This is a genomic window from Streptomyces sp. NPDC002793, from assembly GCF_040295485.1.
Classification (GTDB): Bacteria; Actinomycetota; Actinomycetes; order Streptomycetales; family Streptomycetaceae; genus Streptomyces.
Genome location: NZ_JBEOVL010000063.1, coordinates 1 through 13780 on the forward strand (window position 1 = coordinate 1; position 13780 = coordinate 13780).

At 71.1% G+C, this 13780-nt stretch carries 12 protein-coding genes; 1 reads left to right on the forward strand and 11 read right to left on the reverse strand.

The genetic code is table 11. The annotated features are described in order from the left end of the window. Positions 1 to 426: 426 nt before the first annotated feature. Positions 427 to 885, forward strand: a complete 459-nt coding sequence (locus ABT001_RS33145; protein ID WP_351285127.1) for an ATP-binding protein — start codon at positions 427 to 429, stop codon at positions 883 to 885. Here the strand turns inward: ABT001_RS33145 and ABT001_RS33150 are convergent. The 11 genes from ABT001_RS33150 to ABT001_RS33200 form a co-directional block, all read right to left on the reverse strand. Continuing rightward, positions 833 to 2311, reverse strand: coding sequence for an amino acid permease (locus tag ABT001_RS33150; protein ID WP_351285128.1), 1479 nt, complete (start codon positions 2309 to 2311; stop codon positions 833 to 835). The two genes, ABT001_RS33145 and ABT001_RS33150, sit on opposite strands and share 53 nt — an antisense overlap. Before the next feature lie 203 nt (positions 2312 to 2514). Further along, positions 2515 to 3531, reverse strand: coding sequence for an ornithine carbamoyltransferase (argF, locus tag ABT001_RS33155; RefSeq protein WP_351285129.1), 1017 nt, complete (start codon positions 3529 to 3531; stop codon positions 2515 to 2517). A gap of 93 nt (positions 3532 to 3624) precedes the next feature. Then, positions 3625 to 4857 carry an arginine deiminase gene (locus ABT001_RS33160; RefSeq protein ID WP_351285130.1) on the reverse strand — a complete coding sequence of 411 codons (1233 nt, stop codon included), beginning with the start codon at positions 4855 to 4857 and terminating at the stop codon, positions 3625 to 3627. Positions 4858 to 4925: 68 nt separating this feature from the next. After that, complete coding sequence (locus tag ABT001_RS33165) at positions 4926 to 7469, reverse strand: polynucleotide kinase-phosphatase (protein ID WP_351285132.1); 2544 nt, start codon at positions 7467 to 7469, stop codon at positions 4926 to 4928. After that, entirely contained in the window at positions 7466 to 8941 is a 1476-nt protein-coding gene (locus tag ABT001_RS33170) for a 3' terminal RNA ribose 2'-O-methyltransferase Hen1 (protein WP_351285134.1), read from the reverse strand. Before ABT001_RS33170 ends, ABT001_RS33165 begins: the two co-directional genes overlap by 4 nt. 43 nt (positions 8942 to 8984) lie before the next feature. After that, positions 8985 to 9920, reverse strand: a complete 936-nt coding sequence (gene mmuM / locus ABT001_RS33175) for a homocysteine S-methyltransferase (RefSeq protein ID WP_351285135.1) — start codon at positions 9918 to 9920, stop codon at positions 8985 to 8987. A gap of 83 nt (positions 9921 to 10003) precedes the next feature. Then, positions 10004 to 10927: an LLM class F420-dependent oxidoreductase gene (locus tag ABT001_RS33180; RefSeq protein ID WP_351285136.1), complete on the reverse strand. Its 924-nt coding sequence runs from the start codon at positions 10925 to 10927 to the stop codon at positions 10004 to 10006. A gap of 88 nt (positions 10928 to 11015) precedes the next feature. Next, positions 11016 to 11540 carry a DUF6099 family protein gene (locus ABT001_RS33185; RefSeq protein WP_351285137.1) on the reverse strand — a complete coding sequence of 175 codons (525 nt, stop codon included), beginning with the start codon at positions 11538 to 11540 and terminating at the stop codon, positions 11016 to 11018. A gap of 135 nt (positions 11541 to 11675) precedes the next feature. Further along, entirely contained in the window at positions 11676 to 12035 is a 360-nt protein-coding gene (locus tag ABT001_RS33190; RefSeq protein WP_351285138.1) for a nucleotide pyrophosphohydrolase, read from the reverse strand. Beyond that, positions 12032 to 13240, reverse strand: coding sequence for an AAA family ATPase (locus tag ABT001_RS33195; protein ID WP_502967567.1), 1209 nt, complete (start codon positions 13238 to 13240; stop codon positions 12032 to 12034). Before ABT001_RS33195 ends, ABT001_RS33190 begins: the two co-directional genes overlap by 4 nt. Before the next feature lie 66 nt (positions 13241 to 13306). Beyond that, positions 13307 to 13705, reverse strand: coding sequence for a cell division protein SepF (locus ABT001_RS33200; RefSeq protein WP_351285141.1), 399 nt, complete (start codon positions 13703 to 13705; stop codon positions 13307 to 13309). Between the last annotated feature and the right edge of the window lie 75 nt (positions 13706 to 13780).

The following is a 13780-nucleotide window of genomic DNA, read 5'->3' on the forward strand; positions in this document are numbered from 1 at the left end:
GTATCGGGGCGACCCTCCGCCTTGCGATCGCACGCACCAGACGCCGCCAGGCCCGCCCTTCGGGCGGACGGCGCTACTTTCGAAACACGCCCTAGGGCCCACCGGCAGAGGGGCGACGCCCCCCGGTGGCGCACAGCCCGTGATCGGACCGGTCAGCCGTTCACAGGGAGTCACTCACGTCGGCCGGCACCGAGCTCCTCGACCGGGCTCCTGACGCCGGAGCCGTCACCACTGTGGCGAAGGTCCCTTTTACGCCTGTCGCCCGCCTCTATGTCCGGGGCGTCATGCTTCGTATGGTTGAGCGCAGGAAGTCCTGGTACGGACCCCGTACTTTCCGGTGACGGAGGACGCGGTCCCGGGCGCAGCCGCCCGGTACGCAAGGAAGTCACCCGCCGGATGCCTCGCTCCCGAACGGAAGCTCCCGCATTGCCCCCCGACGCACCCGCGCCCCCGCCGCCCTCCTGGCGTATCACCCTGCCGCACTCGACGGCCGCGGTGCCGATCGCCCGCGCCCTCGTCCGTACGGCGCTGGCGGACCTCGACGTGCCCGCGGACAGCGACACCGCCGAGCTGCTGACCGCCGAGCTGGTCGCCAACGCCGTGGAGCACACCGACGGCTCGGGGCCCATCGAGCTGGTGGTCGAGCTCCTGGCGTCCGGCTGCCAGGTGGAGGTCCACGACCACGACCCGGGGCCGCCCGGCGGCCTCTCCCGGCCGCTGCCCGGCAGTACGCCGGACCCCTGGCAGGAGCACGGCCGGGGGCTGCTCCTGATACGCGCCCTCAGCTCCGCCTGCGGTCACCGCCCCACGGAACACGGCAAGGCGGTCTGGTTCACCCTGCGCTCGGGCCTGACCCCGCCGGGTCCTGCGACGCCCCGGGGTTGACGAGCCGGGAGCGGCTGCGGCCGTATCCCGCGTACACCAGGGCGCCCACCAGCAGGAAGACCGCGAACTGCAGCCAGGTCGTCCAGCCCGTCCCGTACATCAGATACAGGCAGAAGCCGACGCCGAGGGCCGGACTGAGCGGGTGGAGCGGCACCCGGAAGGAACGCTTCAGCTCCGGGGCGCTGCGGCGCAGCGCGATGACGGCGACATTGACCACGGCCATGGTGGCGAGCGTGCCGATGGTCGTCAGGTTCACGACGACATCGAGGGACGAGAACGCGGCCGGGACCGCGAAGACGGTGGCGACGATCCAGGTGTTGGCGACCGGCGTACGAGTCTTCGGCGACACCCGTTCGAAGACCCTGGGGATCAGGCCGTCGCGGGACATGGACATCAGGATCCGGGTCTGGCCGTACATCACCGCGAGGACGACGGACGCGATCGCGACGACCGCGCCGAAGGCGATCACCCCTCCGCCGACACTCGACCCGGTGACCTCGTCCACGACCAGCGAGAGCGCGGCCGGCTTGTCCGACACGGCGTCGGCACCCAGCGCGCCGATGGCACCGAGGGCCACCGCGCAGTAGAGCAGCGTGACCACGCCGATGCAGATCATGATGGCGATCGGGATGTTCCGACGGGGGTTCCTGACCTCCTCGCCGGCGGTGGTGATGGCGTCGAAGCCGATGTACGAGAAGAACGCCACCGACGCGCCGGCGGTGACCCCGGCCACGCCGTGCGGGGCGAACGGTGAGAGGTGACCGTCCTGGAACGCGGTGAAGGCGACCGCGCAGAACGCGATCAGGATGCCGATCTTCAGCACCGCCATCGCCGCCGTGGCCCCCGCGCTCTCCCTGATGCCGCGGACCAGCAGGGTGGCCGCCATCATGACCACGACGACCGCCGGCAGGTTGATCACACCACCGTCGCCGGGCCCGGAGGAGAGCGCCTCGGGAAGCCGCAGGCCGATGAGGCTGTCGAGCAGTTCGTTGACGTACTGGCTCCACCCGACCGCCACGGCGGAGACCGAGACGCCGTACTCCAGCAGCAGGCACCAGCCGACGAGGAACGCGACCCGCTCCCCGAGCGTGGCGTACGCGAAGGAGTAGGAGCTGCCGGAGACGGGGATGGCGCCGCCCAGCTCGGCGAAGGAGAAGGCGGTGAAGATGCAGGTGACGGCGGCGAGGACGAACGACACCACCACGGCGGGGCCCGCCTCGGCGACGCTGTCGGACAGCCCGACGAAGATCCCGGTGCCGACGATCGCCCCGACCCCGAAGCACACGAGCTGGAACAGCCCCATGGTGCGCCGCAGGCCGTGCCCTTCCAGGTCGGCTCCGGACTCGGCGAGCAGCAGGTCGGGGCTCTTGACGCGCGCCCTCGTCGCGCGTGCGAGGGCTTGCGGGGTGCGGGAGGCGGGGCTCATGGGGGGACGGGGTCTCTTCTCTGGCGGTGCGGGGGCGACGAGCCGTGGGGGGCTCGCCATCCGGCATGCGCTCCGGACCGGGCACATGCGAAGGGGTCCGGACATGCGAGCCCGAACCCCACCAAGTGACACCATCGTAGCCACTTGCACGCATGTTCACCCAATCGGGTGCATGTCCATGCGGCCCGCTTCAGGCCGCTCGTTCACGCCACCCGCGTGCCGCCTGCCATCGTGGCGACGAGTACCGCCTTGATCGTGTGCATCCGGTTCTCGGCCTCGTCGAAGACGACGGAGTGCGGGGACTCGAAGACCTCGTCGGTGACCTCCAACTCCGACAGACCGTGCCGCTCGTGGATCTCCCTGCCCACCTCCGTACCGAGATCGTGGAAGGCCGGGAGGCAGTGCAGGAACCTGACGTCGTCGTTGCCCGTGGCACGCAGGACGTCCATGGTCACGCAGTAGGGCACGAGGGAGGCGATGCGCTCGTCCCAGACCTCCTTGGGCTCCCCCATGGAGACCCAGACGTCGGTGCCGACGAAGTCGGCCCCCCGCACGCCCTCGGCGACGTCCTCGGTGAGGGTGATGCGCGCGCCGCTGGACTCCGCGAGCGCACGCGCCCGGTCCACGACCTCCTGCACCGGCCAGTAGGCGGCGGGGGCGACGATCCGGACGTCCATGCCGAGCAGCGCTCCGGTGACGAGGTAGGAGTTGCCCATGTTGAAACGGGCGTCGCCCAGGTAGGCGAAGGTGATCTCCTCCAGGGGCTTCGCGCTGTGCTCGGTCATCGTGAGGAGGTCGGCGAGCATCTGGGTGGGGTGCCAGTCATCGGTGAGACCGTTGAACACCGGCACGCCGCCGTACGCCGCCAGCTCCTCGACGACCTGCTGGCTGTCGCCGCGGTACTCGATGCCGTCGAACATCCGGCCGAGCACCCGCGCGGTGTCCTTCACCGACTCCTTGTGCCCCATCTGTGAGCCGGCAGGGTCGAGGAACGTCGTGGACGCCCCCTGGTCGGCAGCGGCCACCTCGAACGCGCAACGGGTCCGCGTCGAGGTCTTCTCGAAGATCAGCGCGATGTTCTTGCCGCGCAGCCGCCGCACCTCCTCGCCCGCCTTCTTGGCCGCCTTGAGCTCGGCGGACAGAGCGATCAGGCCGCGGAACTCCTCGGCCGTGAAGTCCAGCTCCTTGAGGAAATGGCGGCCCGTGAGGTCTATGGCCATGGTGACTGCTCCTGGGTCAGGCTGCGGGCGTGCTGCGATATTCCTGGAAGTCTATACGAGACACCGCATCGCTATACGGCGGCTCGTATCGCCTCATACGGGATCGCGCACCACGGGGCAGCTCATGCAGCGCGGACCGCCCCGGCCCCGGCCCAGCTCGCTGCCCCGGATCTCGATGACCTCGATGCCTTCCTTGCGCAGATGGGTGTTGGTGGTGGCGTTGCGCTCGTACGCGACGACGACACCGGGCTCCACGGCCAGCACGTTGCAACCGTCGTCCCACTGCTCCCGTTCCGCCGCGTGCACGTCCTGGGTGGCGGTGAGCACCCGGATCGCGTCCAGACCGAGAGCGGCGGCGATGGCCCGGTGCATGTGCTCCGGGGGATGGTCGGTGACCTTCAGTTCACGTGGGCCCGCGCCGGGCTCGATCGTGTAGGAGCGGAGCATGCCCAGCCCGGCGTACTGGGTGAAGGTGTCCCCGTCGATCATCGTCATCACCGTGTCGAGGTGCATGAACGCCCTGCGCTTCGGCATGTCGAGCGCCACGATCGTCCGGGCCGAACCCGCGTCGAAGAGCCCTCTGGCCAGCATCTCCACTGCCTGCGGGGTGGTGCGTTCGCTCATCCCGATCAGGACGGCACCCCGGCCGATCACGAGGACGTCGCCGCCCTCGATGGTGGACGGATAGTCGTCCTGGCCCTCCGACCAGTGGTGGAAGACGCCCGCCTCGGGGCCGGTGAAGAGGGGGTGGTGCCGGTAGATCGCCTCGAAGTGCACGGTCTCGCGCTGTCTGGCCGGCCAGCGCATCGCGTTGATGGACACGCCGTCATAGATCCAGGCGGACGTGTCACGGGTGAAGATGTGGTTGGGCAGGGGGCTGAGCAGGAAGTCGTCCAGATCCATGACGTGGAAGCGGACGGAGGTCGGTTCGGAGTGGCGTTCCAGGAACTCCCGTTTCGTCATCCCGCCGACCAGGGCCTCGGCCAGTTCCGCCGCGGGCAGCTCGTCGAAGGCGGCGCGCAGGTGCTCGGTGGCGAGCGGACCGTACTCCTTCTCCGCGAAGACCCGGTCGAGGACGAGCCGCCTCGCCACCGGGATGCCGAGCGCCTCACGGAGCAGCTCGCCGAAGAAGTGCACCTCCACACCGCGGTCACGCAGCACGTCGGCGAAACCGTCGTGCTCCTCCCTGGCGCGGCGCACCCACAGCACGTCGTCGAACAGGAGCGCGTCCTTGTTGCTGGGGGTGAGCCGTTTCAGCTCCAGATCGGGGCGGTGCAGGATGACGCGGCGCAGCCGCCCGGCCTCGGAATCGACATGGAATCCCATGCCCTCATCCTCACCGCGCGGGACGCCGTTCACCCCGCGAACCGCCACCGGATTCCGGCCGGGGCGTCCTACAGCCGCGGGTCGACGGGCTCCGACTCCAGTGCGAGCACCGCGAAGACCGCCTCATGGACCCGCCACAGCGGCTCCCCCTCGGCGAGCCGGTCGAGCGCCTCCAGCCCGAGGGCGTACTCCCGCAGGGCCAGCGACCGCTTGTGGCCGAGGAAGCGGGAACGCAGCCGCTCCAGATTCTGCGGCCGCGTGTACTCGGGTCCGTAGATGATCCGCAGGTACTCCCGGCCGCGCACCTTGACGCCCGGCTGGACGAGCCTGCCCTTCGCGTCCCTGACGAGGGCGCCGAGCGGCTTGACGACCATGCCTTCGCCGCCCCGGCCTGTCATCTCCAGCCACCAGTCGATCCCGGAACGCACGGAGGCCTCGTCCCCCGTGTCGACGACGAGACGCCGGGTGACCTGGAGCAGCCCCGTCGGGTCGTGCTCGACGAGGCGGTCCAGCCACGCCAGCTGCTCGTCGTGCGGTACGGAGGCCAGCGAACGGCCCTGCACGGCGAGGATCTGGAACGGTGCGAGCCGGACGCCGTCCAGCCCTTCGGTGCTCCAGCAGTAACGCCGGTACGCCTCGGTGAAGGCGGCCGCGTCCTCGGCGCGCCCCTCCTGGCGGGCCGCGAGGTCACCGACGTCGACCCCGCGCGAAGCCGCCGCGGCCAGCGCGTCGCCGGCCGCGGGCAGGACCGCGCCGGCGGCGGCGCCCACTGCCGCGTACTGCGAGCGCAGCAGCCCGGCGGCCTTGAGGGACCAGGGCATCAGCTCGGCGTCGAGCACCACCCAGTCGGTGTTCCACTCCTCCCAGAGTCCGGCGGCGGTGACGGCCGCGCGCAGTCGGCCGAGGACGACCTCGGTGAGTGCCGCATCGTCCAGGAACGGCCGTCCGGTGCGGGTGTGCAGGACACCGGTGGCACCCCCGGCCCCGAAGCGCTCACGTGCGGCGTCGGCGTCGCGGCAGACCAGCGCCACGGCGCGCGAGCCCATGTGCTTCTCCTCGCAGACGACCCTGGCGACACCGTCGTCGCGGTACTGCGCGAGGGCCTCGGCCGGATGCTCCAGGAAGCCCTCCTCGCGGGATGTCGCGGTCGGGGCCATGGTCGGCGGAAGGTAGGTCAGCAGTCTGGGGTCGACGGCGAAGCGGCTCATGACCTCGAGCGCCGCCGCCGCGTTCTCCTCACGCACCGCGACACGGCCCATGTGCCGCGTCTCCACGACGCGGCGGCCCTGCACATCGGCGAGGTCGAGCGGGCGGCCCTCGCGTCCGCCGGGGGCTTCGGTGGTCAGCGGTTTCACCGGCTCGTACCAGACGCGCTCGGCCGGTACGTCGACGATCTCGCGCTCCGGCCAGCGCAGCGCGGTCATCTTCCCGCCGAAGACCGCCCCGGTGTCCAGGCAGAGGGTGTTGTTCAGCCAGGAGGCGGTGGGCACCGGCGTGTGGCCGTAGACCACCGCGGCGCTGCCCCGGTACTCCTCGGCCCACGGGTAGCGCACGGGCAGGCCGAACTCGTCGGTCTCCCCGGTCGTCTCCCCGTACAGTGCGTGCGACCGGACCCGTCCGGAGGTGCGCCCGTGGTACTTCTCGGGCAGCCCCGCGTGGCAGACGACCAGCCTGCCCCCGTCCAGGACGTAGTGGCTGACCAGACCGTCGATGAACTCCGCGACCTGCCCGCGGAACTCGGGGTGCTCGGCGTCCTCCCGTTCCAGCTGCTCGACGGTCTGCGCGAGACCGTGACTGTGCCGGACCTTGCGCCCCTTGAGATAGCGGCCGAGCTTGTTCTCGTGGTTGCCGGGGACACACAGCGCGTCGCCCGACGCCACCATCGACATGACGCGGCGCAGCACACCTGGGCTGTCGGGGCCGCGGTCCACGAGGTCCCCCACGAACACGGCGGTACGCCCCTCGGGGTGGGTTCCGTCCTTGTAGCCCAGCGTGCCGAGCAGGGTGTCCAGCTCGGAGCTGCAGCCGTGGATGTCGCCGATGATGTCGAAGGGTCCGGTGAGGTGCCGGAGGTCGTTGTAACGGCGTTCCAGGACGACTTCGGCGCTGTCGGCCTCCTCCTCGGTGCGCAGGACGTGCACCTTGCGGAAGCCCTCGCGCTCCAGTCCGCGCAGCGAGCGGCGCAGCTCACGGCGGTGGCGCTGCACGACGTGGCGGGGCATGGAGGCGCGGTCGGGGCGGGTGGCGTTGCGTGCCTGGCAGAGCTCTTCCGGGAGGTCCAGCACGATGGCGATGGGCAGTACGTCATGCTCCCGGGCCAGCTGGACGAGCTGTTTACGGCTCTCCGCCTGCACGTTGGTGGCGTCGACGACGGTGAGCCGGCCCGCGGCGAGGCGCTTGCCCGCGATGTAGTGGAGGACGTCGAAGGCGTCCCGGCTGGCGCTCTGGTCGTTCTCGTCGTCGGCGACGAGCCCCCGGCAGAAGTCCGACGAGACGATCTCGGTCGGCTTGAAGTGCTTGCGGGCGAAGGTGGACTTGCCCGAGCCGCTGGCGCCGATGAGGACGACGAGGGACAGGTCGGTCACCGGCAGTGTGCGAGAGGTACCGGTCATGCGGCCTTCGCCTCCTTCGTCTTCTCCTGGACGGTGGTCATCGTGAACACGGCCATCTGGGTGGGCGGCCCCACCTCGGGGTCCTCCGGGCCCACGGGCACGTACTCCACCGTGTAGCCGTGGCGTCCGGCCACCTGTCCCGCCCAGTCCCGGAACTCCCCCCTGGTCCACTCGAAGCGGTGGTCGCCGTGACGTACGTGACCGGCGGGAAGCGTCTCCCAGCGGACGTTGTACTCGACGTTGGGCGTCGTCACGAGCACGGTCCGCGGTCGCGTGGAGCCGAAGACCGCGTATTCCAGGGCCGGGAGCCGCGGCAGGTCGAGGTGCTCGATCACCTCGCTCAGCACGGCGGCGTCGTACCCCTTCAGCTGTTTGTCGGTGTAGGTGAGCGCGCCCTGGCGGAGGGTGACCCGCCCGGCCTGCCGCTCGCCCATCCGGTCCAGCTTCAGCCGGCGGGCGGCGACGGTCAGGGCCCGCATGGACACGTCGACCCCGACGATCTCCGTGAAGCGCACGTCCTTGAGCAGGGCCTGCACCAACTGGCCCTGTCCGCAGCCCAGGTCGAGCACCCGTGCCGCCCCGGCTGCGCGGAGTGCCTCCAGGACCGCCTCGCGGCGCCGCTCGGCGAGCGGGACCGGCTTCTCCTCGGTGTCGGTGGTCTCGTCCACCGCGTTGTCGATGCTCTCCACCTCGAGGTCGTCCGACTCCGCGAGCCGCACCAGTTCGAGCCGCTCCATCGCCTGCCGCGTGAGCCCCCAGCGGCGGGAGAGGTACCGGCTGGTGATCAGCTTCTGCTCGGGGTGGCCTGCCAGCCACCCCTCGCCGGCCCGGAGCAGTTTGTCGACCTCGTCGGGAGCGACCCAGTAGTGCTTGGCGTCGTCGAGCACCGGCAGCAGGACGTACAGCTGACGCAGGGCGTCAGCGAGCCGCAACTCCCCCTCCAGCACCAGCCGTACGTAGCGCGAGTCGCCCCACTCCGGGAACTGCTCGTCCAGGGGTACGGCCACGGCGTCCACCCGCGTCCAGCCGAGCGGCGTGAAGAGCTTGTGCACGAGGTCCGCACCTCCGCGCGCGGGCAGCGCGGGCACCTCGATCCGCAGTGGGAGGGGCTCCTCCGCCCGCTGGGGCATCGCGCGGCACGCCCCGTTGAGCGCGGACTTGAACACTGTCGTCATCGCGACCGACAGCAGCGACGACGCCGCGTACGGCCGGTCGTTGACGTACTGCGCGAGCGCCGCGTCGGGGGCTCCGCCCCGGCCCTTGCCCTTGCCGCGCCTCACCAGCGCCACCGGATCCACCTCGAGCAGCAGTGCCGCGGTACAGCGCTCCGCGGATGCCTCGGGGTAGAAGACATGGGCGGTGCCGTGCGAGGTCGGATACGTCTGCGCCTTGTCAGGATGCTTGTGCAGCAGGTAGCCGAGATCGGTGGCGGGACGCTCAGGGGTGCCGGTCGTGCTGATAGTCAGGAACACACGTCCGAGTATGGTCCGGCGATCTGTCCCCTACCAGGCATTTTCACGCTTCCGTGGACTCCAGCCGCTCTGCCAGCGCCGCGATCTCGGACGGGCCGACCCGACAGCAGCCACCGACCAGACGTGCGCCCGCCCGCTGCCAGTCCCGCACCCTGCCCGATGCGAATGTGCCTTCCCCCGTCCAGGCCCGGCCGTCGGCGTCCCACTCCTCCCCGCTGTTCGGATAGACGACGACGGGCTTGCCGCTCGCCGCGGCCGCCACCTCGACCGCCCGGTCGGCGTCGGCGGGATCGCAGCAGTTGACCCCGACCGCGACCACCTGATCGATACCGGCGACGAGCCCGAACGCCTCCGCCAGGGGCTGCCCGGCCCTGGTCCGGTCACCCGCCACGCTGTACGAGAGCCAGACCGGCACCCCGAGGTCCTGGACCACGTGCAGCAGGGCCTCGGCCTCGTCGATGTCCGGGACCGTCTCCAGGGCCAGCACATCGGGATCCGCCCCGGCCAGCACTTCCGCCCGGGGCCGGTGGAAGCGCGCCAACTCCCGGACGGTCAACCCGTACCGGCCCCGGTACTCGCTGCCGTCCGCGAGCATCGCCCCGTAAGGCCCGACCGAGGCGGCGACCCAGCTCTCCCGCCCCGCCACCGTCCCCGCCCGGCGTGCCGCCTCCACGCTGCCGGCCATCAGCTCCGCCGCCCGGGCCCGTCCGGTCCCGCGCCGCGCGAAGCCTTCGAAGGTCGCCTGATAGCTGGCGGTGATGAGCACCTGCGCACCCGCCCGCGCATAGGCGGTGTGGGCGGCCTCGATCTGCTGGGGCGCGTCGCTCAGCAGCCGGGCCGACCACAGGGCGTCGGACAGATCGCAGCCCTGCGCCTCCAACTGGTTGGAGAGCCCTCCGTCCAGCAGTACGGTCCCCTCGGCGAGCGCGTCGCCGAGCGTACGACGGGGTGGGACGTCAGGTGTCCGGGCGGGGTGCACAGGTACTCCTCCGAAGTCGGCTGGATCCGGCAGGCTCCGCGGTGGTGCGGTGGTCCGGTTGCGCTGGGTCGATCGGTGCCCCGTCAGCCCAGCTGCGACTGGACCTGCGACGAGATCAGCTCCAAATGGTCCAGGTCGTCCAGGTCCAGCACCTGGAGGTAGATCCGGGACGAGCCGATGGCGGCGAAGCGGCCGATCTTCTCGACCACCTCGTCGGGCGTCCCCGCCAGGCCGTTCGCCTTAATCTCCTCGACCTCCCGTCCGATCACGGACGCGCGGCGCGCCACTTCGGCGTCGTTCTTCCCGACGCACACCACCAGGGCGTTGGAGTACACCAGGTCGTCGGGGGCACGGCCCGCCGCCACGGCCGCGTCCCTGACCCGGCCGAACTGCTTCTCGCTGTCCTCGATCGACGCGAAGGGGATGTTGAACTCGTCGGCGTACCGCGCGGCCAGCCGCGGGGTGCGGACCGCGCCGTGGCCGCCGATCAGGACCGGCACCTTCGCCTGGGCCGGCTTCGGCAACGCGGGTGAGTCGGTGAGCTGGTAGTACGTCCCGTCGTAGCTGAACGTCTCCCCCGTCCTGGTCCCCCACAGGCCGGTGACGATCGCCAGCTGCTCCTCGAGCCGGCCGAACTTCTCCTTGGGGAACGGAATGCCGTACGCCTTGTGCTCCTCCTCGAACCAGCCCGCGCCCAGGCCGAGCTCGACGCGTCCGCCGGACATCTGGTCGACCTGGGCGACCTGGATGGCCAGTACCCCGGGCAGACGGAAGGTACCTGCGGTCATCAGCGTGCCGAGACGGATCCGCTTGGTCTCGCGGGCCAGGCCGGCCAGGGTGATCCACGCGTCGGTCGGGCCGGGCAGACCGTCGCCGGAGCCCATGCGCAGATAATGGTCCGAACGGTAGAAGGCGTCGAAGCCCAGGTCCTCGGTGGCCTTGGCGACGGTGAGCAGGGTGTCGTAGCTCGCCCCTTGCTGGGGCTCGGTGAAGATTCGAAGATCCATGCCTCCATCCTGCACCTTCGCGACCGCCGCGCCTCGTCCGCCCTGTCCTCCTCCGCGCCGGCAGGCCGGCGTTTCCCGGCCGCCTGCCTCACGGCTGGCCGGCGACGAATCCCGCCGGTCCGTGTATCAATCCGAACGGGCCGTCGGGCTCCTGGTGCGCCTCGTGCTCGCGCTCCTGCTCGGCGAGCCGTCTCAGCATGCCGTGGATCCGGTCCACCGATTCGTCGACGGCGTCTATCGACTCGATGCACTGCCAGTAGAGCGCTTCCTCCTCCGTGCCGCAGGCGACCCCCACCAGCGCGATGCCCGCCTCGCCGAGAAGCAGCGCGAGGGCCGCCAACGCCCTCGGCACATCAGCCACGTCGCTGAGCTGCGACGCCCGCACCCCTCCGGCCGGAACCATCGGGTGGTCGAGCACGGCACTGCCCAGGGCACAGGTCTCGCTGAGCTCGCGGGCCTCCGCCCGTAATTCCGCCGGTCCCCCTCTCACCAACTGCCCGCCGACCGCCCGGGCGAGCGCTTGGGCCTGCCAGGCCTCCGCCATGACGGCCGGCGTCCCCCGGCTCTCCGCCAGAGCGCTCCGTCCCAGCGCGATCAGTCGCTCCGCTTCCATGTGATTCCCCCGTCGCCGAGACCATCCGGGTGATAACCCGCTCACCTCTTCATTACCCACAGTGAGGGTCGCGGCACACGAAAGCCAGAGGAAATCGGAAATCTGTGGACAGGAAGTCGATTGTGCATAAGTCGATCACTCCGAAGAGTGACGATCCGTCGACTCACTGCCGTCGGGCACCGGGAAGCGTGCCTCATTCCGGTCGATCTTGGCCGCCAGAGCGGCCAACGCGTCGATGCCCAGGACCTCGCAGAACTGCAGCAGGTACGCCAGGACGTCCGCGACCTCGTCCGTCACGCGGAACGCCGTGCCGGGGTCCTCCATCACCCGCGCCGACTGCTCCGGTGTCAGCCACTGGAAGATCTCCAGGAGTTCGGCCGCCTCCACGCTCAGCGCGGCGCAGAGGTTCTTGGGCGTGTGATAGGGCTCCCAGGCCCGGGACGCCGCGAAGTCGGCGAGCCGGCGCTGCAGTTGCGCCACATCCAGTTCTGTCACGGTTCCAGGTCTACCACTGTCACCCCGGCCGTCCCGCGGGCAGCCCTCGCGGTCGCCTCACCGACCGTCCCCAGCAGTCGCATGTGCCCGCCCGCACAGATCGACGCCGCCAGTGCCAGCAACTCACCGGCCTGCCGAGCGTCCAGACTCCGGTCCAGTCCGTCGGCCAGCACGGTGAGGGCCTGCATGGCCGACGGCACCTCCGCCGCAGGGTCCACCACCAGGACGTGAGGGCCGGTCAACAGCACGAGCGCGAGAGCGAGGTAGCGGAGCTCACCGTCACCGAGCCGCCCGATCGGCGTGCTGCGGCCGGGCCCCCGGCCGGCCAGGGCACGCACGGTCCCGTCCTCCAGACGCTCGACGGTCAGCCCCGTCACCCGCCCCGCGCACCCGGCGTCCGCACCGGCGACCAAGCGGGCGTGCCGCTGGGCGCATTGGCTGTGCGTGCGGTACAGGACGTCCGCGAGGTTGTCGCAGCACGAGGTCAGCCGCCCTTCCCCGACCGGTACCGCGGCACGCATCCGGCCCGGCTGCGGATCGCAGACGAAGGCCGACCGCAGCGCCACGACCACCTGCTCGGCGGCGGCCAGCACCCTCAGTTGCCCGTCCGTCGTCCCCGCCACCCGCAGCGGCAGCAGCGCCGTGCCGAGCCGGTCGTCGGGCAGCGGGGCCCGGGTGACCGGCACCGTCCCGGCGGTGTGCCAGGCGGCCTGGACGCAGGAACGCCGCGGATCCCGCAGCGCCGTGCTCAGCAGGGTCTCCCCGCAGTCCGTCAGCCGCTCGCCGACGACACGGAGGGCGGGCTCGGCCTGCACGGCGAGATCCAGCCTCACCGGGCCGGCCGGGCCCTCCACCGTGCAGCCGAGCTTGAATCCGCGCCGCCCCTGCGCGTCGGCCCCGGCCCCTTCGGGCACCCACGCCGCCGGGTCGGGGAAGACGTCCTCCAGCACGTCACCGGCGGCCAGCCGTGCCAGCGCCTCGTACCCGCGCAGGGCGGTCGACTTCCCGCTGCCACTGCCCCCGGCGAGCAGGGTCAGCGGACCGAGCGGGATGACGGTGCGGCGGTGCGAGGCGAAGGCGTCGAGCCGGAGTTCACCGACGAAGGGACGGGCGGGGCGGGCCGTACCCGACGGCCGCCCCGAGGAGATCACAGTCATGAGCGGACCGTACGCACGCCCGTGAGCGGCGAACCGTTCCGCCCGCACGACCTTCCTACGATCGGGGTACTCCCGCGCGGTCGTCTGCGGACCCGACACACCCGCACAGCCTTCCTACGAGTGAGGTACTCCCGCCGCGGTGACCCCCTCGACCTCCATGCCGACCGGCGCGAGCAGGAAGACGTTGCGGTCCACCCGGTGCATCCCGCTGCCGAGCCCGAAGACCACGCCACTGCTGAAGTCCAGGATCCGCTTGGCCACATCGTTCTCGGCGCCGGTCAGGTCCAGCAGGACCGGGATCTGCGCCACCAGGTACTCGGCGACCTCGCGCGCGTCCGCGAACACCTGGACCCGCAGGACGACCAAGCGGCGCTGCTCGGCCGCCTCCCGCTGCTCCGGGACCGTCCTGTGGTCGACCCGGGAGGGCCATTCGTTGCGTCCCCGCAGGGGCACTACCTGGGCGAGCCCTTCCCATTGTTCGTCAGTGGCGTCGTACCTGTCGTACCTGCTCACAGAACCACCCCGTCCGTATGCCGGTTGGCTGTGCGCCGGCTGCGCTCGCTGTTCATCGGGCAATTCTCTCGTCCC